Below are 21,029 nucleotides of genomic sequence, written 5' to 3'. Positions count from 1 at the left end.
TTGTTTTCGCTAGGGTTCGACGGCAAATAAATAAGGGTAAAGCGGCTGGCCGCCTTCATGGACCTCGACTTCGGCGTTCGGGAACTGCATGGACATCCACTCTGCGAGTTCATCGGTCTTCTCGGCCTCGGCCCCCTCACCCGTCAGTATCGTAACGATCTCCCCACCGGATACGAGCAGCGCGGCAAGCAGCGACCTGCAAGCTTCCATCTGGGTAGGGGCGGAAACGACGATCGTTTTGTCCTTGATTCCGATGTAATGCCCTTCTTTAATTTGCAAGCCGTCCATCTCCGTGTCCCTTACGGCTTTCGTGACGGATCCCGTCACGACCCGCTCGTAAGCTTTGGTCATCCGGTCGATGTTCACGGCCTCGCTTTCGTTTTCCTGAAAAGCAAGCATCGCCGCCATCCCTTGAGGCAGCGTGCGGGTCGGCAGCACCGTTACCGGCCTATCGGCCAGCTCCGCCGCTTGCTTGGCGGCCATGATGATATTAGGATTATTCGGCAATAGGAAGATGTGATGGGTCGATAAAGAAGCAATGGCCCCGAGCAAATCTTCCGTGCTTGGATTCATGCTTTGTCCCCCGGAGAGGACGATATCGACGCCAAGGCTCCTGAACAACTCCGCGTTGCCTTCTCCGACGCTAACGGCTACAACGCCATAGGATGCCATTTCGTATACGTCGGGATTTGGTTCGCTCTCAGGCGAAGCCGTAACAGAGGGCAGATCAACGATTCCCGGCAGCGCATAATCTACGACGGGTGCGATGGGTATGCCGGCAGCTGACTCTGCGGGACGAGTCATTGACGTTATTGCTGCTTGAGGCTCGGTTTGCTGGGCAAGCAGCTCGCGGTGCTGTTCCTGCATATTCAGAATATGAATGTGGGTAATCTCGCCATAGGTTATCGCCATATTAAGCACATCGCCTGGACGGCGAGTATGGACGTGAACCTTAACGATGCCTTCGTCTTCGATGAGGATAATCGAATCGCCGTCACGCTCCAACGCCTGACGGAAAGTCCGCTCAGGGAAAGGTGCGGAGGCTGCAATTCTTTGAATGAAAAATTCCATATCGTAAGGAAAGGCGATGCTTTCCGTCGTTATCTTGGATTGTGCAGTTGCAGCCTTAGCTCCAACAGATCGAGCGGCAGCAACGTTCGAGGCCGCCTGGGAAACCGGAGTTGCCAATGCGGGTGCGATCGGTTTCGATTGTTGATCTAACTGTACTGGTGCCGTGAAATTCCCTTCGCTTAAATACTCGACAAACCCTTCATACAAATACACAAGCCCTTGACCGCCGGAATCGACGACGCCGACTTGCTTCAGAATCGGGAGCATTTCCTGCGTGCGCGCAAGCGTTTCTTGCGCCTTGGCATGTACTTCAAGCATCCATTCCGTCAGATCGTTAGTTCGGCGCACAGCCGTAAGTCCATGACGCGCCGCTTCCCGGGCTACAGTCAGAATCGTACCTTCTACAGGTTTAACAACAGCCTTGTAAGCGGTATCAACACCCTGTTGGAGAGCATTCGCGAATAAAGGCACCGTCAGTTCCCGCTGCCCCGTAATCGCCCGCGCAAATCCGCGGAACAATTGGGATAGGATCACTCCCGAGTTGCCTCTTGCGCCCATCAGAAGTCCTTTGGAAAGCACTTCTGCCGCCCGGCCGACATCCTCCGACGGTTTATGTTTTAATTCGGCCACGCCGGCCGACATCGTCAAATTCATATTCGTTCCCGTATCTCCATCAGGTACGGGAAACACGTTCAGGGCGTTCACCCGGTCCACGTTGCGGGACAACCGCTCCGCGCCGGTTAATACCATAGACGCCCATTCGCTGCCATTCAAGAAGCGCTTACCCAATGATGTATTCCCCTTCCTAATAAGCTACTTCAATACCCGTACTCCCTGAACATATACGTTAACCAAATCGACTTTCAGTCCCACGACTTCTTCCAATACGTATTTCACCTTGGATTGGATATTGTGGGCCACTTCCGAAATTTTAGTTCCGTAGCTAACGATGACATAAAGATCAAGATGGAGGAGTTCCCCTTCTCTACGCACTTCCACGCCACGAGACAAGTTCTCGCGGCCAAGAAGTTCCGCGATGCCATCCTTCAATCCTTTGCGGGATGCCATGCCGACTAGCCCATAACAATCCAACGCTGCCGAACCGGCTACTACTGCAATGACTTGATCCGCCACATCAATCTTTCCGTTCTCCGATACCAACTGCAGAGGCATGGAAATTCACTCCTTTATGCCTGTATTATGGACCATACCTCATTGTACTATAAAAAAACGGGAGAAAGAAGCCGTTTCCTTGGTAAATCTAACGATTAAGAGGCCGGAGGTGCTTTATGTCCTCTTTTTTCGTTGCATCAAACTGCACGCTGTGCTAAGATAGTGAAGTATTTGTATGGACGTGGCAGGGAGGTGTATTTTTAGTGGCTCGTAAATGTTATATTACAGGGAAAAAGCCGGGTTCCGGCAACAACAAATCTCACGCGAATAACACTACCCGCCGTTCTTGGGGGGTTAATGTACAAAAAGTGCGCATTCTGGTGAACGGTAAACCTAAACGTGTTTATGTCAGCGCTCGCGCCTTGAAGTCCGGAGCGGTCGTACGCGTATAATTCACGTTGCTTAATCGATCATTAAGAAAACCGTCAGGTCCTCCTGACGGTTCTTTTTGTGTATGAATGCCTTTTAAGGCGTCAATTTTTGTGAAACGTGTTGAGAATCGCTTTGACGAAGCCACCCAAAAATTTCGGCAGCTTGATGGTGTAAAATTTCATCTTCCCATCCCTCCTCCGCAGGCTGAACCCTTACCGACTCTTCTGGAATCGAAGCGCCCTATTGATTCAAATGTATGCGGTTTTCTATTTGTCCTAGACCAGACAAATCGGAGGGAGTTATACAATAATTATTACAGGCATTAAGAACGCAAGGCGGCTATTGCGGCTGCCCGATCTTCGTGACCGAATATATAAGTACCCGCAACCAGTGAATTCGCTCCCGCTTCTCTAACTAATGCTGCGGTTTGGGCGTTAATGCCTCCATCGACTTGGATGAAAATATCGCTGCGGCCATGCCGCTCCAGCATTTCCCTTAGCTGGCGGAGCTTAGGCAGCATAGACGGCAGAAACGATTGCCCGCCGAACCCCGGATTAATCGTCATAGTCAACACCAAATCTATCTCGTCCAATATATATTCAAGAACGGATAATGGCGTATGCGGATTTAATGCCACGCCCGCTTTCATTCCAAGCTCGCGAATTTCCGATAACGTGCGGTCAAGATGCACGCAAGCTTCGGCGTGTACGGTCACTCGGTCCGCTCCGGCGGCAGCAAGTGCCGGAAATAGCAGCTGCGGAGCCTCGACCATCAGGTGCACATCGAAGAAAAGCTTCGTAACGGGGCGGATCATGGAAACGATAGGCGGCCCGAATGTCAGGTTGGGAACGAAGTGTCCATCCATTATATCGATATGAACCCAATCCGCTCCAGCGGAATCTATGCTCCGAATTTCATCCCCCAAAGACGCGAAATCCGATGCCAGGATAGAGGGCGCTATTATAGTCATGTTAATACCTCCGCTTTGTTTCTTTCCACTCTGTCATAAAGCTAACGTAATTTGCGTAGCGGCTTTCCGAGATTTTCCCTTGTTCTTTCGCTTGCAGGACGGCGCAATGAGGCTCATGGATATGCGTGCACCCGCGGAATTTGCATTGCGATGACAACGCCCTGAATTCACGGAAGCAGGAACCGATTTCGTCTATTCCAAGCTCGGCGAAATCGAGCTGACTAAATCCCGGCGTATCCGCCATATACCCCCCGCCGGAAATCGGAATCAGTTCGACATGGCGCGTCGTATGTTTGCCTCGTCCCAGCTTCACGCTGATCTCGTTCGTCTCTAGCTTTAAGCCAGGGACAAGCGCGTTGACGAGTGAGGATTTACCGACTCCGGACTGACCGGCGAGCATATTGATATGTCCCGCAAGCGCGGACCGCAGCTGTTCCAACCCTTGACCCTCGTGGGCGCTAGTGAGAATAACTTGATATCCGATGGAAGAATACAGCGAACGAGCTTCTTCTACCGTGCGGCGGATGCTCTCGCCCTCTTCCCCTCCCGGGATTCTGTCCATCTTCGTCAGCACAAGAAGAGCATCCATTCGGGCATGCTCCGTGTGCACTAGAAATTTATCCAACAGAACGAAGTTAAGCTCGGGGCGCACGACGGAAAAAACAAGCACGGCTAAATCGGCGTTCGCGATTTGCGGTCGGATCAACTCCGATACGCGAGGCAGGATTTCCTCTACCGTGCCTTCCCCGTTCTCGGTTTCGCTATATACGACGCGGTCGCCGACCAGCGGCGATTCGCCTCTTTTTTTGAATATGCCGCGTCCCCTGCATTCCACCGTAGCTGAGCCATCTGCGCTTTGCACGTAATAATATCCGCTTAGAGCTTTCACGATCAAGCCTTCGGGCATTGGGATCCAGCTCCTTCTCCAAGCCCGAATCGGCTCATGAAATCATTTATGGCTAGTTTGATCATTGCGTGGTCGTTCCATCGCCGGTTCCCGGATCGGTACCTGCACCCGTACCGTCTCCAGTGCCGTCGCCGGGAGCGTTAGGGTCCGGAGCCGGTGAATTGTCCGCAGGAATGACAAGGTAAGGCACCGGCTCTTTCTGCAAAAATTGTCCGTCGCGGTAGACGGTAATTTGGCCGTCTTTGCTTGGGGACAGAATTAATGTGATCGGTATCGATGTCGTCGAGCTGATTTTCTTGGAGCCCCACTTGATGTTGTCGCCCCTAGCGTCGGAGTATTCGATAGAAATCGTGCTTACCTCTCCTTCGACCGCAGGTGACACGGTTACGCTTAGCTTCTGTTCTCTGGAATCCGCAGGATAACCGCTGCTAATATAGATCGTAATCTCGGTTTGAGCAGTCACCATCTCGTTCGGCTCGGCAGGATACTGCTTAAATACTTTCCCCTTCTCGGAATAACTCGGTTCCTTCAGGACCTGGGACAGCTTTAGATTATTTTTCTCAATTAACGCTTTGGCCTCGCTTTCCGTCTTGCCGATTAGATTAGGCATCGGAAAAGATTCTTCTCCTTTGCTTACAGTAAGCGTAACTGTCTGGGTCGCCGGGTCGAACGGCTCCTCGAATTTAGGAACTTGATCCAGCACGGTTCCCGGCTCGCTTTCGTCGAACTTCTCGCTTGGAAGGATGCTGTCCTCCTTAACGCCCATATCCATGAGCATCCCTTTGGCGTCATCGAAAGATTTGCCTTTCAGGTCCGGCATAGACGAAAGTTCCTTACCGGTGCTGACCGTCAGTTGAATCGGCGATCCCTCTTTGGCATCGACTTCCTTCTTCGACTGCTTGATGACGTGACCTTTCTCGACCGTTTCGCTCGACTCTTTCAACGTCGGTTCCATGATCGTGAATCCGGCTGCGATTAGTTTTTGAGTCGCTTCGCCAATCTCCAACCCTTCAACGGTTGGCACGCGAACGTCGTTGGGCTTGTTCTCTTTCAGAGCCGTAACCGCCCATACCAATACGCTTATTAGCACGATTGCCAATATGGAGAGTATGGTCGGAACGATCCATTTACGCTTCGGCTCGCCTAGTCCATCGGAATTCCAGCGATCCTCGTTGTTGCCCGTCTTAACCGCGGGAGCTTCCAACGTATTGCGCATATCGGGACGGATGGCCGGAATAACCCTCGTCTTGTCCGCTTCGTCATCCTCGTCGCTCGTAAAATACACGGGCTTCTCGTTTAATCGCTGCGGCTGCAGGCACGTTTCCAGATCATTATGCATTTCCCGCGCGGATTGGTAACGCTCCTGAGGATTTTTACGCATCGCCCTTAGAATAATATTTTCGACGCTTTGCGGGATATGCGGGTTTACTTTCCGAGGCTGCTCGAACGTATCCTGCAAATGCTTGAGCGCTACGCTGATCGGACTTTCTCCCAAGAAGGGCAGCCGTCCCGTCAACATCTGGTACAACACGATCCCGAGCGAATATAGATCCGATTTTTCTCCCGTAATTACGCCTTTGGCATGCTCCGGCGAGAAATAATGAACGGAACCGACGACGGAACCCGTTTGAGTTATCGTCGAAGAGGTCACGGCTCTTGCGATACCGAAATCGGTAACTTTAACTCTGCCGTTATTGCCGATTAGAATATTATGGGGTTTAATGTCGCGATGGATGATTTGATTATGATGGGCATGCTCTAAGGCATCGCAAATCTGCGCGGTAATTTTAACGGCTTCATCCGTCTGCAGAGGAGCCCGATCGCGAATAATTTCGTTTAAGTTGGCACCGTCGATATATTCCATGACAATGTAGTGCGTATCTTCAACTTGCCCGACATCATAAATGCTTACGATGTTCGGATGGGATAAAGAAGCAGCCGCTTGCGCCTCGCGGCGGAAACGTTTCACGAAATCCTCGTCATGCGTGAATTGCTGACGTAATATTTTAACAGCGACAAAACGATTCAACAATAAATCCTTAGCTTTATATACAAGCGCCATTCCGCCGCCGCCAACACGAGCCAGCAGTTCGTAACGCCCGCTTAGCGTATGTCCGATCATGCTGTACCCCCTCCTGCAGCGTAAGCCCCGCCATCGTCCGAGACGAGCACGACGGTCACATTATCGTCTCCACCCGCAGCCAATGCCAAATCGACTAGCTTCTGCGCTTGCTGCTCCAATATCGCGCCTTCTTCTTCCAAAGTGGATTGCAGCAAAGAAGTGTCCACCAATCCGCTCAATCCGTCGCTGCACAGTAATAGCGTGTCGCCGACTTGCCAATCGATGACCACAACGTCCACTTCGACTTCGCGGTCGGTACCTAACGCTCTTGTTAACACGTTCCGTCTTGGATGACGCGCTGCCTCTTCCGGACTTAATTGTCCCGATTTCGTCAGTTCGTTAACGAGCGTATGGTCCTCCGTCAATTGCTCAAACTGTCCGTTACGTAATCGGTAAGCTCTGCTATCGCCGATGTAACCGATCAACCCGGTACTCCCGTCCAATAAGGCCATAACGACCGTCGTCCCCATGTTATGGTATTGCTCGTTCAGAGACGCCGTTTCGTATACGACCGCATTGGCTTTGCGGATGATATCCCGAAGTTTAGAGGCCCCTTCCTTAGCGGAGGTCGTTTCCTCCCATGCTTTCAATGACTGAACCAAGCTGTCCACGGCAAGACTGCTTGCCACGTCTCCCGCGCGATGACCGCCCATCCCGTCCGCAACGATGGCGACCATCAGGCCGCTGGGCAAGCGGCCGCTCCATGCTTGATCTTCATTGATTTGCCTTACTTTACCGACATGACTCCGCAATACCGTCTTCACACCTATCACCCCGTCGTCGTCTCCATATGCTTCGCCCGCAATTGCCCGCAAGCGGCAGCAATGTCATGCCCCTGCTCCCTGCGGATCGTTACATTTACGTTTTTCTTCTGTAAAATGCGCTGAAACTCGAAGATATCGTCACGAGGCGTTCTGACGTAATCCCGCTCCGGAACGTAGTTGACCGGGATGAGATTGACGTGGCACAGTAAACCTTGAAGTACGTTTCCGAGCTCCTCGGCATGCTCCGGCCGATCGTTGACTCCGCCGATCAGAGCGTATTCGAACGTAATCCGCCGTCCCGTCTTCTCGATGTAATATTTGCAAGCGTTCATCACGTCCACGAACGGAAACCGTCTATTGACCGGCATCAGTTTCGAACGCAGCGCGTCATTAGGCGCATGTATGGAAATAGCCAGGTTGATTTGCGTATTCTCGTCGGCGAATTTAAGCATGCTCGGCACGATTCCGCTCGTCGATACGGTAATATGCCTTGCGCCGATGTTTAGCCCTTTCGGGTGGATCATCACGCGCAGAAATTGCATCGTTGCCTCGTAATTCTCGAAAGGCTCGCCAATGCCCATAATGACGATGCTCGAAACGCGTTCATTGAGAGGATCGAGAATCCTCTGCGATTGCACCACTTGCGCGATGATTTCTCCGGCTGTCAAACTTCGTTTCAGCCCGCCTAGCGTGGAAGCGCAGAACGTGCAGCCGATCCGGCATCCGACCTGTGTCGTCACGCAGACGCTATTGCCGTAATTGTGCTTCATGATGACCGTTTCGATCGCATGGTTGTCATGCAAGCCGAACAAGAATTTCACCGTGCCATCCTTGGATTCGAACTTCGCGATTTCCGTCAGCGTCACGAAACGGAAGCTAGCCTCCAGCTTATCTCGTAAAGGCTTAGGCAGGTTCGACATTTCCTCGAAGGAACCTACCCGTTTCACATACAGCCAATCGAATATTTGTCCGGCGCGAAAAGCAGGCTCTCCCTGCTCCTTCGTCCAGTCCTGAATTTGCTCCAGCGTAAAGTCGTAAATAAAAGGTTTGTTTTGTTCATTATCCAATTCCGTCACCACCATTCGTCCTATTTTACCATAAAATTAACCGGTATGCTTCCGTAAACGGGCAATGAAAAACCCGTCGCTGCCGAAGGTTTGGGGCAATAGCTGAAGCATGCCCGGGAACACATCGGGAAGCGCGCCCCTTTCCCGAAGCGGCGCCAGCACCTCTTCCGGCCACTTAGGATCGAGCGAGAATTCCGGGAACTCCGCCAGAAACTGTCGGATCGTGCCTTCATTTTCCTCCATCGCAATCGTACAGGTGCTGTATACGAGCACTCCCCCTGGCTTGACCAAGGATTGAACCTTCCTTAATAACTGGCTTTGCAAAATAGACAAGCTTGTAATATCTTCCGCAGTTTTGTTCCATTTGATTTCCGGCTTGCGCCGAATGACTCCGAGTCCCGAGCAGGGAGCATCGAGCAAGACGACATCGCAAGATTGCGGCGGCAGTCGCTCTGACAGCTCCAAGGCATCTTCCGTCATCGTTTCCACGCTAGTCAATCCGAGACGTTCTGCCTGCTGCCTGATCAATTGTTCCTTATGAGCATGCACGTCGTTGGCTATAACCTTGCCTTCATTACGCATGATTTCAGCTAAATGGGTCGTTTTCCCTCCGGGAGCCGCGCAGCAATCGAGCACCAGCATCCCGGGTTTAGGATCCGCTGCCGCCGCGACGAGCATGGAGCTTTCGTCCTGCACCGTAATATAGCCTTGCTTGTACCAATCCGAATGGACGAGATTACCCGCTTTCGAAGCCACGATCCCATCATGAAAGAGTTCGGACGGTTTGACTTCAAGCCCGGCATCGGTCATCCCGCGTATGACAGCATCCCTTGAGGCGCGCAAAGGGTTAATCCGTGCGGAAGCATGGGGATGCTCGTTGTTCGCTGCACAAATATCCTCGGTTATCTGCGCGCCGAACTCGCTTATCCAACGCTCCACCAGCCATAAGGGATGACTATGAATAAGAGAGATCCTTTCGGCTACCGTTAGGTTGCCCGGCAAAGTCGTTTCAACGCCTTCCCGCAGCAGCCCCCGCAGTACGCCGTTCACAAGCCCGGCTATTCCCGCATGTCCCCGTTTCTTGGCGATCCGTACCGCTTCGTCCACGACCGCATGCGGCGGTACGCGGGTAAGCCATCTCAGCTGGTAATAGCTCATTCGAAGCAAGCTCCGTACCCACGGCTCGACTTTCCCCGGCCATCCTTTAACCCGGCTTTTCAACTCATAATCGATCGTATTGAGCCGTTGAATCGTACCGTAGACCAGTTCAGTGGCAAGCGCCGCATCCGGACGCGACAATTCGGACGATTGCAATGCCTGATTAAGCTCAAGTCCGCTGTACGCGCCTCTCGTTTCCACGTTATGCAGTACGTTCATGGCCACTTCCCTTGCCCCTTGCGGCTTGCCGCCGGGCAATCGGTTTGGTTTTTTCATTATTCGCATCCTTATCTATAATGCTTATACTTTCCGTTAATCGTACAAAAAAAAGCCCGGGGTCACCCGAGCACCTTACCGGGAGCGAGTCTCGCGCCTCTGGCAAACTCCGTTGCCGCTAACGCTTTTTTGCCGGCTGGCTGTACTTCCGTCAATACAAGGCTGCCGTCGCCCGTGCGTATGCGGATACCGAAGCTGCCTGTTTCCAGCACCGAACCCGCAACGAGACCTGTCCATTCCGGGCGCATCATCGTGTCAGAGCCTTGCGGAATACGGCATCCCCAAACCTTGAATACTTCCCCGTCCAAATAAGTAAATCCCCCAGCCATCGGATTGAGGCCTCTAACCCGGTTGAACAGCTGCCGGGAGGACTGTCTCCAATCCAGCTTCTCATCTTCGCGGGTGAGGTTGGGAGCGTAAGTCGCCTCATCGTTCGCTTGGGGCGTCCGGCCTGCCGTGCCCTCGACTAAACGCGGCAACCATTCCAGCAATAAGTTGGAGCCTGCATCGCTTAGCTTATTGAACATCGAACCCGCCGAGTCTTCGTCGGTTATCGGCACTTCCACCTTGGCGATCATATCGCCTGTGTCCAAGCCCTCCGCCATGTACATCAAAGTAACGCCGGTGACGGTTTCCCCATTGATGATGGAACGTTGGATCGGCGCTCCTCCGCGATAGCGGGGCAATAATGATCCATGAACGTTAACGCAACCCAAGCGCGGTAAATCAAGGACCGACTTCGGTAAAATTTGACCATACGCAGCCGTGACGATCAAATCCGGAGCAATCGCCGTCACTTCCGCGACCCCTTCCGGCGATCGCAGCTTTTCCGGTTGCAAAACCTTGAGCCCATGCTCTAACGCGAAAACTTTAACCGGAGAGGGAGCTAGCTCCCTCTTCCGGCCCTTGGGCCGATCCGGCTGTGTAACGACTGCCGCCACTTCATACCCTTGTTCAAGTAGTAAACCTAACGAGGGCACGGCAAATTGCGGCGTGCCCATAAACAATATTTTCATGCTATTCCCCATCCTGGTCCTGCTCGGTCGGCTTGCGAGCTTCGTACACCGATTCGGCCATATCGATAAACAGTACGCCGTTCAAATGATCTATCTCATGCTGGAACGCCCTGGATAAAAATTCGGTGGTCTCATATTGTATCGGTTTACCGTTGCGATCCTGGCCTCGAATGATGATCCGGTTCGACCGGCGAACATCTCCTTGAAGCCCGGGTATGCTAAGGCAGCCTTCCGGTCCAAGCTGTTCGCCTTCCTTAAGGATGATCTCCGGATTTACCATCTCGATAAGCTCATGCTCATCACCCACGTCAACGACAATGACACGTTTCAAAATTCCTACCTGAGGCGCGGCTAACCCGACTCCGTCGGCGTCATACATCGTTTCCGCCATGTCGTCCAGCAATTTGTGCAGGTTGGCATTGAACTTCGTCACTTCCTGTGCCCTTTCGCGGAGCACCTCATCTGGGTGTTTCACAATTAATCGAATCGACATAACGGCATCCTTCCTTTTCGTTAAAGCATCATCTGCGGATCCACGTCGACGCTCACCAGCACGCCGTTCCGTTTAACCGCCTCTCCCATCTCTTCCAGCGCCTGCGAAACCAAGAGGCTTGCATCGACGTCTCCCCGATATTTTACCATACATTGAAAACGGTAGCGATCTTTCAATCGGGCAATCGGCGAAGAAACCGGGCCAAGCACCTCCAAAGCGGTTCTTTCGCCTCTATCGAAATCATTGCGAATGCCAAGCGCTGCCGCCTTTTCCCGCATGCCTGATGCAAACCGCTCTCCGGTAGAGAGAAGCATAGGCACGGATTCGTGGGAAAATGTGATGGAAATGAGACGGCCGTAGGGTGGATAACCGAGCTGCTTGCGCAGCACCAGCGCTCTCTCCACAAAACCATTGTAGTCATGGCCTTGAACGGATGTGATAGACTCGTGCTCGGGATCGTAGGTTTGAATAATGACTTCGCCGGGCAATTCATGGCGCCCCGCCCTGCCCGCTACCTGGGTTAACAGCTGGAACGTCCGCTCCGACGCCCGGAAATCCGGCAGCCGCAGCGCTGCATCCGCGGCTAATACGCCAACCAGCGTCACGAAGGGAAAGTCCAGCCCTTTGGCAACCATCTGGGTGCCGAGCAATACGTCCGCGCGCCGCTCGCGGAATTCCGTGAGCCACTTCTCATGGGAGCCTTTCTCCGTCGTCGTATCCACATCCATGCGGATGACGCGAATGCCCGGGAACGTCTCGGCCAACGACTCCTCGACTTTCTGCGTCCCCGTGCCGAAAAATCGGATGTGCGGACTTTCGCAGCTCGGGCAAGTTTTCGGTTCGACTTCCGCATATCCGCAATAATGGCAACGCAGGTTCTGCGATCCCTTATGGTGCGTCAGCGATATTTCGCAATGCGGACACGCCGCGGTATACCCGCAAGAACGGCACATGACGAACGTGGCGTAACCCCGTCGATTGAGCAACAGAACCATTTGTTCTTGTTTCTCCAAGCGGTCTCTGATCGCGTCAGCCAAAGGCCTGCTGAACATTGCGCGATTGCCCAGCTTGAGCTCCTCGCGCATATCTACGATACTAACGCCGGGTAAAGGACGATTCGCCACTCTTTCCGGCAATGAAAGATATATTGTATCTCCGAGTCCCGTCTCATGCCCGCCATGAGCTGCCGCTTCATAGGTTTCTAGAGCAGGCGTCGCCGATCCAAGCACTACAACGGCTCCGTGCAGGCGCGCGCGTTCCACCGCGACGTCGCGGGCATGGTACTTGGGGCTTTCTTCCTGCTTGTAAGAAGTCTCGTGTTCTTCATCAATGACAATAAGTCCGATACTTGCGAACGGGGCGAAAATAGCGGAACGAGCTCCAACCGCCACCTGCGCGCGGCCTTCCCGTATTTTGCGCCATTCGTCGTAACGCTCTCCTTGGGACAATCGGCTATGCAGCACGGCAACTCTCGCCCCGAACCGGCTTTTGAACCGCTCGACCATCTGCGGCGTCAGGGCGATTTCCGGAACAAGAACGATCGCTTCCCGGCCTAATTCCAGACAACGCTGAATCGCTTGCAAATACACTTCCGTTTTCCCGCTTCCGGTTACGCCGTGCAGGAGAAAAGTCTCGTTGCCGCCTTGATCGAGCGCAGATTGAATGGGAGTAAGCACGTCCGACTGCGCTGGCGTAAGTTTCATCGGGGCAGTAGCCGGAAAATCCCTGTTGGCGTATGGATCGCGATCCTCGGTTATGGAACGAATCTCAATCCAGCCTCGTTCGGCGAGCGAACGAATCGTGGACGAAGTCGTCGCCACGGCCTCCGTAAGCTTAAGAACCGCGAGAGGTTCATTATGTTCGGCTAAATAAAGAAGAACTTCCCGTTGCTTGTGCGCTCGTACCGGCAACTGTTCGATCGCTTGCAGCAGCATTGCCGGCTCAGACGGAAATACCGTTTGAACGGTTTTAACGGATAATCGGTCTTCTACCTTCTGTCTTTCCTCGAGCCGCCCTTGGCGAAGCCAACGCTTAAGCAAATCCCCTTGCTCTGGAAATTGCTGCAGCAGCCAGGTCAGCTTTAACGGCTCGCCCTTCTTGAAGGCAAGCAAGAGACCGCCGCTTTGGGCGGTCTCTTCATCAGACCACTGGGCGCCTTCGGCCGGAAACACGTATTTCTCCGAACGTCCTTTAAGCGCAGCGGGCAGCATCGCTTGCAGCACGATCGTTAATGGACACAGCCATCTCTTGCTGATCCATTCCCCGAGCGTTATAAGCTCTTTAGAAAGGGGAGGAATGGCATCCAATAGATCGTCTATCGGCTTCAGCTTCGTATATTCGACGTCCGCATCGTCGGCTAAACCAGTCACGATCCCTTGCAGCTTGCGGGGTCCGAACGGTACGGCGACACGGCTTCCGATCTCCACCCAACCCTTGAGCCGGTCAGGAATTAAATAATCAAACGTTCGATCCGTATCACGGCTAGGAACATCTACAATAACTCGGGCAACCGTCATCCTGCCGTCCCTTTCCCATCTCCCTGCGCGTTCGTGACATTCATTCGGATTTCGGCCAAATCCCACAGTCGCTCCGCCACGGCTCTCTTCGGCATTTGCGGAATTTGTTCGACAAGCCCCTGCGGCCCGTACACGCTGACGATATTCGTCTCCGTCCCGAAGCCGGCCCCAGACTCGGCAACGTTGTTGGCAACGATAAGATCGCATTTCTTGCGATTCAATTTATCGAGCGCATGCTTCTCTACGTCCATCGTCTCCGCGGCAAAGCCGATGACGAACGGTTTGCCGCTATCAGGCTGGATAGCTCTCCAGTCCCCGATCGCCTGCAAAATATCGGGATTGCGAACAAGCTCCAATGTAATTGCCTCCGAAGTCTTCTTCATTTTATGAGCTTCTTGATGCATCGGACGATAGTCGGCAACCGCGGCCGCTTTAACGACAAAATCCATATTCGGAACAGACGCCATCACGGCATCATACATTTGCCTGGCGGAATTTACCTTTACGATATGAACTCCATTAGGCGCTTCTCCATCCGTTCTACCGCACACGAGCGTCACTTCCGCCCCTCGATCCCGCGCGGCCTCCGCGATGGCAAACCCCATTTTGCCGGAAGAATCATTCGTTATATAACGGACGGGATCGATTCTTTCCACCGTCCCCCCCGCTGTCACTAACACGCGTTTCCCCGACAACGGCTTCGGTCCGACTAGCATCGCCGTAATGGCATCGACGATTTCATCCGGCTCCGCAAGTCTTCCTTTACCTACATAGCCGCATGCCAATTGCCCCGTTCCCGGCTCCACGAAAGTGACGCCGCGCGAGGCAAGCTTATTCACATTATCTATAACAGCGGGATGCTCCCACATATGAACGTTCATAGCCGGTGCAATTAATAGCGGGGCCGTCGTTGCCAGTAAAGTCGTGCTGAGCATATCATCGGCCAGTCCGTTTGCCAGTTTCGATAAAATATTCGCGGTTGCGGGAGCGATAACGGCCAAATCCGCCGCATCCGCCAAGTCGATATGCTGTACCCCTGTCGCATCGCGTTCATCGAATACGTCCGTTGCGACGGAATTGCGAGTTAGAACCTGCAAAGTTAGCGGAGTAATGAATTGCGTCGCCCCTTCAGTCATAATCACCCTAACAGAAGCGCCCAGACTAACTAAGCGGCTGCATAACGTTGCTGCCTTATAGGCGGCAATCCCCCCCGTTACGCCTAACAGAATTGTTTTCCCCTTAAGCGGCTTGTCCATAGTTTCCCCTCCTCCAAGTAAAACGGCTAGAAAAAAAACAACCGCAGGGGTTGTCCTTCCTTTGGAACTTATCCAATTTCAAAAGCCTAATCCCTGTTTAACGTGTTTGTCTTCAGATGCTCGACTTTAATCGCTTCGTGGAAAATTTCTTCCAGCGCTACGCCTACATACTTGTGGGATTTAGGTGCTCCCAAGTTGCACATAACGCCTTCGCGCAATGCACGCGCTCTCTTAGAGGCAGCTACGACCAACGTATATTTGCTGTCTACTTTTTTAACGAGTTCATCAATGGATGGATATAACATGATATCACCTCTTTCAGACGTTATCGGCGGCTTTGACGGCTTCAAGCTGCTGAAACAGCTCGCCTAGAAATCTTTCCCGCTTGCAGTGCTCCGCGGTGATGATGGAGCTGATCCGGTTACACGCCTGATCGATCTCGTCATTGACGACAGCGTAATCGTAGTGGTGAAGCAAATTCATCTCTTCCACGGCTACCGACAGCCGATTGTCTATCGTCGCTTGGGACTCCGTCCCTCTGCCTACGATTCTCTGTTTCAATTCATTAAGGGAGGGCGGCATCAGGAAAATGAACACGCCTTCGGCAAATTTCTCCCTAACCTTCAAAGCTCCCTGCACTTCAATCTCAAGAATGATATCTTTACCTTCGGAAAGTGTCTTCTCCACGAAATCGCGCGGCGTTCCATAATAGTTGCCGACGTACTCCGCATACTCAAGAAGCGCGTCTGTTTCTATCATATGGCGAAACTGCTCGCGCGATTTGAAAAAATAGTTAATCCCGTCCTGCTCGCCTGCCCGGGGAGATCGGGTAGTCGCGGATACGGAATAGATTAATTGCGGAAGCTTACGGCGCAACGCTGCGCACACTGTTCCTTTGCCAACCCCGGAAGGACCGGAAAGCACGAATAATATACCTCTGTTCATGGTGTTCCCCAATTCATTCATCGTGTTCGTCGTCTTTAGTAGACAACCGGTGCGCAACCGTTTCCGGCTGTACAGCCGATAAAATAACGTGATCGCTGTCGGTAATAATAACAGCTCGGGTGCGGCGGCCGTAAGTGGCATCAATAAGCATGTGCCGGTCCCGCGCTTCTTGGATAATCCGTTTAATCGGCGCCGATTCCGGGCTGACGATGGAAATAATCCGATTCGCTGAAACGATATTGCCAAATCCGATATTAATCAGCTTGATCGCCATGGTTGACACTTTCCCTCCGGTCATTCCTACCAAACAGCATGAGAGCAACCGAACTACGCTTCATTGTTTCCGAAAGCGGTTCGCCGCATACTGCAGGCTTGAAAATGCCTAATTTCTTCTTCTATCGATTTATTGCTTTATTGTACTTCAAATCCCCAGGTGGGACAAGAGGATGCGGCATGTTACTTGCCGGATGGACTGCTCTTGCTTTTCTCTCTCACGTATTCGGTCAGAGATACTGTCATTTCATAGGCCATAAAAGGAGTCATTAAATAGATTCCGTTAAAATGGGCCATCGCGACATCGAGCAGCTCTTCCGCGATTTTGATCCCTTCCGCGCGTCCCGCCTGTCCCTCCAAACCGTTCATCCGCCGACGAACCGAATCGGAAAGCTGAATTCCCGGAACTTCATTGTGCAAGTATTCCGCGTTTCGGCCGTTGGCGAGCGGGAAAATACCGATGAATATCGGAATGCTCAAATGTTTAGTCATATCCGCGATTCGTACGATGAGCTCTGGGTCATACACCGGCTGAGTCATAATGTAATCCGCACCGGCCGAGATTTTGCGCTCCAGCCTTTGCACCGCTTTGTCCAAATGTTTAACGTTGGGATTAAAAGCGGCGCCGATAATAAATTTGGCTTTCTGCTTCAGAGGTTTGCCGGAGAAAGCCACTCCCTCGTTCAACTGCTTGATCATGCGAATGATTTCAAAAGAACTAAGATCGTAGACCGAGCTTGAGCCAGGCAGATCGCCAAACTTGGCCGGATCGCCGGTAACCGCCAGTACGTGGTCGATTCCGAGCGCGTCAAAGCCCATCATGTGGGACTGCGTGCCGATCAGATTGCGATCGCGGCAAGCAATGTGCGCGAGCGGGCGAATGCCAACACGTTCTTTAAGCAGCGCGGCCAAAGCCATGTTGCTCATTCTCGTGACGGCCAGCGAATTGTCCGCCATGGTCAATGCGTCGGCTTTGGCGTCCTTCAACGCTTGGGCGCCCGCCATGAACTTCGTAATATCGAGGTCGCGCGGCGGATCCAATTCGACGATGACCGTATGCCGCTGGCGAACTAGATCGACGATGCTCGGTTCCGCGTCTTGCGGAGGCAAATCGGCTGCCGACTTCCGTGGACTCGCTTCAATAACTTCCGTTGACGTTTGGGTTGATGTTTTTGGAATGACTTTAGCTTGCGCAAGCGGCGAGTAGCTTTGCAGCGCATTGGCAATAGCCGCGATATGCTCCGGCGTCGTGCCGCAGCAGCCGCCGATTAGCCGTGCTCCCGCATCGGCGAATTTAATGGCTGAGGAGGCGAAATACTCAGGCGTTGCCGAATAGATCACTTTACCGTCCACATAGTCCGGTATTCCCGCATTAGGAAACACGCTTAAAGGCAAGCCCAAGTCATTCGGGATCGTCTCGACCGCGCGAAGAATGCCATTAGGGCCGCTGCGGCAATTAAAGCCGAGAACGTCGGCGCCTTCACCCTTGAGCCTCCGGAATGCTTCTGCTAGAGGAATGCCGTCGTGCGTTCTCTCTGCATCCTCAACCGCGAACTGGCAAATGACGCTGATGTCGCTTTTTTTACGAATAATTCCCAATGCCAAAGAAAGCTCTTCAAGATCAAAGAAAGTTTCCAGCAATAAGCCGTCTACGCCAGAGGCAAGCAATATGCCAACTTGCTCTTCGAAATCCCGTTTCACGATAGCTGTTCTAACGTTCTTCCCGGCGCCTCCGCGAACGGCTCCTATAGATCCAACCACGTAAGCGTCATTACCGACTGCCTTGCGGGCAATCGCGACGCCTGCGGCGTTAATTTCTTCGGTTTTTTTCTCCAAACCATATCTGGACAATTTATTATGCTGAGCGGAATACGTGTTCGTTTCAATTATTTCTGCTCCGGCTGCCGCGTATTGGCGGTGAACGTCGGCGATTACGTCAGGCTTAAGCAAATTAAACTCCTCGAACGAAACCCCTACGGGCAAGCCGAGCTGATATAAGTAAGTAGCCATCGCACCGTCGCCGACCCGGGGCCTTTGAGCTAGCGCCGTGCGCAAGTCCGGTTTCATGAAGCTTCCCCATCCATTCCATCCATAAAGTACTCTTAATGTAGCACAATTTCTCCTTCGGGAAAATGGAAAAACCCGATCTTATTCGATCGGGTTTAATGGATTTCAGTTCTTAATATTAAGAAGAGGCTTCGGGATCCGCTCCCGCCAACCGTAATTTATGCTCGGCAATCCGGGATCGGCTTCGCGATAATCCGAACGACGCGGAAGCCAAAATAGCGGCAACGGCTACAAAAGCGGCCCCGAGCCAACCGACCGCCGACAGCGACACGCTTTCGACGATGACGCCGCCGATCCCGGCCCCAGCCGCCATGGCTAGCTGCAGAACCGAGGTATTCAAGCTCAGCATGATGCCGGAAGCTTCCGGCGACAAGGTCATCAAATAGTATTGCTGCGTCGGTCCAGATGACCAAGCCGAGAATGCCCATAACATAAGTAAAGGGAACATGAACACCGCCGATTGGGAAAAAGCGGATAACAGGAACAAAATCCCGGAGTGAAGCAGCATCCCTCCGATCAACGTGCGCGGTATCCCACATTTATCCGTGCTGTAGCCGCCTAACTTGGAACCGATCAAACTTGCGACGCCGAATGCGAACAACCCGATGCTCACGGCCCTCTCGCTCATGCCTGTGATCGTCAACAGAAACGGAGAAATATAGGTGTAGACGATGGAGTAACCGAAAATCCAGAAAAAGGTGATCGACAACGCGATGGCGATCCGAGGATTTTTCAGCAGCGCGAACTGCTTGCCGATCGGAACGGGCTCTTCCCCTTCCGACTTAGGTATCGTACGCAGGATGGCGAATACGGCAAGCAGTCCAAGAATGCCGATCCCCGCGAAAATAACTTTCCAATCGTACGCCGAAGCAATAACCCTTCCAAGGGGAACGCCAACGATTAATGAAGTGCTGAAGCCCATGACTAATGTCGCTATGGCGCTACCTTGCTTGCCTGGCTCCGCCAGCTTAGCCGCGACCGTTAACGCGACCACTATGAACACCCCTGTGCTAAGCGCCAATATGATCCTCGAGCCCATCAATGATAGAAACCCCGATGACGTTACCGCGATTATGTTTCCGATGAAAAATACGCCGAGCGCAGCCATCATCAGCTTCCTTCGCTCCATTCTGGCCGTCAAAACCAACAGAATCGGCGTACCGAAAGCATAAGCAAGCGAGAATACGGTAATGAGCTGCCCAGCCGCGGCCAATGACACCCCCATGTCCTTCGCGACCATATCCAAAATGCCGGCGATAATGTATTCCGACGTTCCGACCAAAAAGCTGACAATGGCCAGCATGTAAATTTTCCATGAGTTCGGCATGCGTTCAAATCCCTTCTTCTTCCAGTGATTTTATATTTCTAAATGTATAGAAATATAATCTAAAAAAAATTACACCAACAAATAGGGCGCGTACTTCTGTGCCATGTCGCGGTTTACGCTATAGTAAATATACGTACCGTCCTTACGGAGAGTCAGCAATCCGCAATCCGTGAGCTGCTTCAGATGATGCGACAGCGTCGAGCCGGCTACGGATTCAAGCTTGCCCCCGATGTCGGAACAGCAAAGATTTTTCTCCTCGGTTAACAGAAGGGCGATCTTCAGCCTTGTCGGTTCTCCTAGCGCCTTATACACTTTAACCGCTTGATGGATATCCGCGTTGTCTTCGATCATCTTCTCCTCACCTCGGCATCGAATGTGTATATTTCTATAACTATCGAAATAAACAATAACATATCGGCTATCGATTGTAAACCCGTTATCTTTTTATTTAGTAAGATGGGACCTGCCATTCAAATAGTGTCAATGTTGGGTGGGATTGGATTGGCCAATAGCACGTTCACGGCGTTTTTGCGAGGTGCCCCTCCACGCGCGAATTACTCGATTTTTTAGCACAATTCCTCCTCCGTTGCCCCTTTACGCATGAATTACTCGATTTTTTAGCACAATTCCGCCGCCGAACCCCCTCCACGCGTGAATTACTCGATTTTTTAGCACAATTCCGCCGCCGCTCCCCCTCCACGCGCGAATTACTCGATTTTTTAGCACAATTCCTCCTCCGCTGCCCCTTTACGCATGAATTACTCGATTTTTTAGCACAATTCCGCCGCCGCTCCCCCTCCACGCGTGAATTACTCGATTTTTTAGCACAATTCCGCCGCCGCTCCCCCTCCACGCGTGAATTACTCGATTTTTTAGCACTATTCCTCCTCGGCTGACGGCGGGCGCGTCAGCAGAGTCCAAAGCAACATTAGCTTCAAAAAGTGAATTTACAATCTAAACCGGAGCACCAAAAACGCCAATAGGTTCAAAATGTGAACCTACAACCCCGAACTCCGCGCTGAAAGCAGAAGAGGCTGTCTCATAAGTAAGCTTATGGGCAGCTTCCTTACTGTTTCTATCGATTATGGTTTTTGCGGGGGTGTATCTCCTTCCGGTTGCTGTTGGAATTGTGAAATCTGAATAGGTAAACTCGTAACAAGGAGATTTCACGATTCCAAAGGCAAACGCTGTCGCTCCTACAGGAGATACACCCCCTCTTTTTTTCATCGATTAAAGCAAAATAAGCCCATAAGAAC

The 21,029-nt window shown here is 52.4% G+C and carries 20 protein-coding genes; 1 reads left to right on the top strand and 19 read right to left on the bottom strand.

The window, feature by feature from the left end:
• Positions 1–9: 9 nt before the first annotated feature.
• Together fakA and K7P76_RS15745 are read right to left on the bottom strand one after the other, a co-directional pair.
• A complete protein-coding gene (fakA, locus tag K7P76_RS15750; RefSeq protein WP_232186270.1) occupies positions 10–1,860 on the bottom strand; it encodes a DAK2 domain-containing protein in 1,851 nt (616 codons plus the stop codon).
• 24 nt (positions 1,861–1,884) lie between these two features.
• Positions 1,885–2,244: an Asp23/Gls24 family envelope stress response protein gene (locus K7P76_RS15745; protein ID WP_232186269.1), complete on the bottom strand. Its 360-nt coding sequence runs from the start codon at positions 2,242–2,244 to the stop codon at positions 1,885–1,887.
• A 203-nt stretch (positions 2,245–2,447) separates the two neighbouring features.
• Here K7P76_RS15745 and rpmB point away from each other — a divergent pair, with 203 nt between their 5' ends.
• Complete coding sequence (gene rpmB / locus K7P76_RS15740) at positions 2,448–2,636, top strand: 50S ribosomal protein L28 (protein ID WP_232186268.1); 189 nt, start codon at positions 2,448–2,450, stop codon at positions 2,634–2,636.
• A gap of 81 nt (positions 2,637–2,717) precedes the next feature.
• Here the strand turns inward: rpmB and spoVM are convergent, their stop codons facing one another.
• The 17 genes from spoVM to K7P76_RS15655 all read right to left on the bottom strand — a co-directional run bounded on the left by spoVM (position 2,718) and on the right by K7P76_RS15655 (position 20,124).
• Positions 2,718–2,798, bottom strand: a complete 81-nt coding sequence (spoVM, locus tag K7P76_RS15735; RefSeq protein ID WP_041064529.1) for a stage V sporulation protein SpoVM — start codon at positions 2,796–2,798, stop codon at positions 2,718–2,720.
• 140 nt (positions 2,799–2,938) lie between these two features.
• Positions 2,939–3,586: a ribulose-phosphate 3-epimerase gene (gene rpe, locus K7P76_RS15730; protein ID WP_232186267.1), complete on the bottom strand. Its 648-nt coding sequence runs from the start codon at positions 3,584–3,586 to the stop codon at positions 2,939–2,941.
• A gap of 1 nt (position 3,587) precedes the next feature.
• Positions 3,588–4,493, bottom strand: coding sequence for a ribosome small subunit-dependent GTPase A (gene rsgA / locus K7P76_RS15725; RefSeq protein ID WP_232186266.1), 906 nt, complete (start codon positions 4,491–4,493; stop codon positions 3,588–3,590).
• 61 nt (positions 4,494–4,554) lie between these two features.
• Positions 4,555–6,615, bottom strand: coding sequence for a Stk1 family PASTA domain-containing Ser/Thr kinase (gene pknB, locus K7P76_RS15720; RefSeq protein WP_232186265.1), 2,061 nt, complete (start codon positions 6,613–6,615; stop codon positions 4,555–4,557).
• On the bottom strand, positions 6,612–7,379 hold the full coding sequence (locus K7P76_RS15715) for a Stp1/IreP family PP2C-type Ser/Thr phosphatase (RefSeq protein ID WP_232186264.1): 768 nt from the start codon (positions 7,377–7,379) through the stop codon (positions 6,612–6,614). Before K7P76_RS15715 ends, pknB begins: the two co-directional genes overlap by 4 nt.
• A gap of 5 nt (positions 7,380–7,384) precedes the next feature.
• Positions 7,385–8,446 (bottom strand): dual-specificity RNA methyltransferase RlmN, encoded by a 1,062-nt coding sequence (gene rlmN / locus K7P76_RS15710; RefSeq protein ID WP_232186522.1) that lies wholly within the window; start codon positions 8,444–8,446, stop codon positions 7,385–7,387.
• A 36-nt stretch (positions 8,447–8,482) separates the two neighbouring features.
• Positions 8,483–9,880, bottom strand: a complete 1,398-nt coding sequence (gene rsmB, locus K7P76_RS15705; protein WP_232186263.1) for a 16S rRNA (cytosine(967)-C(5))-methyltransferase RsmB — start codon at positions 9,878–9,880, stop codon at positions 8,483–8,485.
• Positions 9,881–9,942: 62 nt separating this feature from the next.
• Positions 9,943–10,896, bottom strand: a complete 954-nt coding sequence (gene fmt, locus K7P76_RS15700) for a methionyl-tRNA formyltransferase (RefSeq protein ID WP_232186262.1) — start codon at positions 10,894–10,896, stop codon at positions 9,943–9,945.
• A 1-nt stretch (position 10,897) separates the two neighbouring features.
• Complete coding sequence (def, locus tag K7P76_RS15695) at positions 10,898–11,389, bottom strand: peptide deformylase (RefSeq protein ID WP_232186261.1); 492 nt, start codon at positions 11,387–11,389, stop codon at positions 10,898–10,900.
• Between the two features lie 20 nt (positions 11,390–11,409).
• Positions 11,410–13,905, bottom strand: a complete 2,496-nt coding sequence (gene priA, locus K7P76_RS15690) for a primosomal protein N' (RefSeq protein ID WP_232186260.1) — start codon at positions 13,903–13,905, stop codon at positions 11,410–11,412.
• A complete protein-coding gene (gene coaBC, locus K7P76_RS15685) occupies positions 13,902–15,161 on the bottom strand; it encodes a bifunctional phosphopantothenoylcysteine decarboxylase/phosphopantothenate--cysteine ligase CoaBC (RefSeq protein WP_232186259.1) in 1,260 nt (419 codons plus the stop codon). The genes priA and coaBC overlap by 4 nt, the downstream gene beginning before the upstream one ends.
• An 86-nt stretch (positions 15,162–15,247) precedes the next feature.
• Positions 15,248–15,466 (bottom strand): DNA-directed RNA polymerase subunit omega, encoded by a 219-nt coding sequence (gene rpoZ / locus K7P76_RS15680; protein WP_232186258.1) that lies wholly within the window; start codon positions 15,464–15,466, stop codon positions 15,248–15,250.
• Positions 15,467–15,479: 13 nt separating this feature from the next.
• Entirely contained in the window at positions 15,480–16,106 is a 627-nt protein-coding gene (gene gmk / locus K7P76_RS15675; RefSeq protein WP_232186257.1) for a guanylate kinase, read from the bottom strand.
• 13 nt (positions 16,107–16,119) lie between these two features.
• Entirely contained in the window at positions 16,120–16,380 is a 261-nt protein-coding gene (gene remA / locus K7P76_RS15670; protein ID WP_027084220.1) for an extracellular matrix/biofilm regulator RemA, read from the bottom strand.
• 182 nt (positions 16,381–16,562) lie between these two features.
• Positions 16,563–18,446 carry a bifunctional homocysteine S-methyltransferase/methylenetetrahydrofolate reductase gene (locus K7P76_RS15665; RefSeq protein WP_232186256.1) on the bottom strand — a complete coding sequence of 628 codons (1,884 nt, stop codon included), beginning with the start codon at positions 18,444–18,446 and terminating at the stop codon, positions 16,563–16,565.
• Between the two features lie 118 nt (positions 18,447–18,564).
• A complete protein-coding gene (locus K7P76_RS15660) occupies positions 18,565–19,773 on the bottom strand; it encodes an MFS transporter (RefSeq protein WP_232186255.1) in 1,209 nt (402 codons plus the stop codon).
• Between the two features lie 69 nt (positions 19,774–19,842).
• A complete protein-coding gene (locus K7P76_RS15655) occupies positions 19,843–20,124 on the bottom strand; it encodes an ArsR/SmtB family transcription factor (protein ID WP_232186254.1) in 282 nt (93 codons plus the stop codon).
• Positions 20,125–21,029: the final 905 nt, after the last annotated feature.

Source organism: Cohnella silvisoli (genome assembly GCF_021190915.1).
Classification (GTDB): domain Bacteria; phylum Bacillota; class Bacilli; order Paenibacillales; family Paenibacillaceae; genus Cohnella; species Cohnella silvisoli.
Note: the sequence above shows the minus strand (reverse complement) of the source record. Positions and strands in the feature narration are given on the sequence as shown.

Excerpts from the sequence above, each read along its gene's own strand:
- K7P76_RS15660 (WP_232186255.1), bottom strand. The coding sequence starts at position 19,773 with ATGCCGAACTCATGGAAAATTTACATGCTGGCCATTGTCAGCTTTTTG.
- coaBC (WP_232186259.1), bottom strand. The coding sequence starts at position 15,161 with ATGGACAAGCCGCTTAAGGGGAAAACAATTCTGTTAGGCGTAACGGGG.
- priA (WP_232186260.1), bottom strand. The coding sequence starts at position 13,905 with ATGACGGTTGCCCGAGTTATTGTAGATGTTCCTAGCCGTGATACGGAT.
- rsmB (WP_232186263.1), bottom strand. The coding sequence starts at position 9,880 with ATGAAAAAACCAAACCGATTGCCCGGCGGCAAGCCGCAAGGGGCAAGG.
- K7P76_RS15655 (WP_232186254.1), bottom strand. The coding sequence starts at position 20,124 with ATGATCGAAGACAACGCGGATATCCATCAAGCGGTTAAAGTGTATAAG.
- gmk (WP_232186257.1), bottom strand. The coding sequence starts at position 16,106 with ATGAACAGAGGTATATTATTCGTGCTTTCCGGTCCTTCCGGGGTTGGC.
- remA (WP_027084220.1), bottom strand. The coding sequence starts at position 16,380 with ATGGCGATCAAGCTGATTAATATCGGATTTGGCAATATCGTTTCAGCG.
- spoVM (WP_041064529.1), bottom strand. The coding sequence starts at position 2,798 with ATGAAATTTTACACCATCAAGCTGCCGAAATTTTTGGGTGGCTTCGTC.
- fmt (WP_232186262.1), bottom strand. The coding sequence starts at position 10,896 with ATGAAAATATTGTTTATGGGCACGCCGCAATTTGCCGTGCCCTCGTTA.
- rpoZ (WP_232186258.1), bottom strand. The coding sequence starts at position 15,466 with ATGTTATATCCATCCATTGATGAACTCGTTAAAAAAGTAGACAGCAAA.
- rsgA (WP_232186266.1), bottom strand. The coding sequence starts at position 4,493 with ATGCCCGAAGGCTTGATCGTGAAAGCTCTAAGCGGATATTATTACGTG.
- pknB (WP_232186265.1), bottom strand. The coding sequence starts at position 6,615 with ATGATCGGACATACGCTAAGCGGGCGTTACGAACTGCTGGCTCGTGTT.
- K7P76_RS15665 (WP_232186256.1), bottom strand. The coding sequence starts at position 18,446 with ATGAAACCGGACTTGCGCACGGCGCTAGCTCAAAGGCCCCGGGTCGGC.
- rpe (WP_232186267.1), bottom strand. The coding sequence starts at position 3,586 with ATGACTATAATAGCGCCCTCTATCCTGGCATCGGATTTCGCGTCTTTG.
- def (WP_232186261.1), bottom strand. The coding sequence starts at position 11,389 with ATGTCGATTCGATTAATTGTGAAACACCCAGATGAGGTGCTCCGCGAA.
- K7P76_RS15745 (WP_232186269.1), bottom strand. The coding sequence starts at position 2,244 with ATGCCTCTGCAGTTGGTATCGGAGAACGGAAAGATTGATGTGGCGGAT.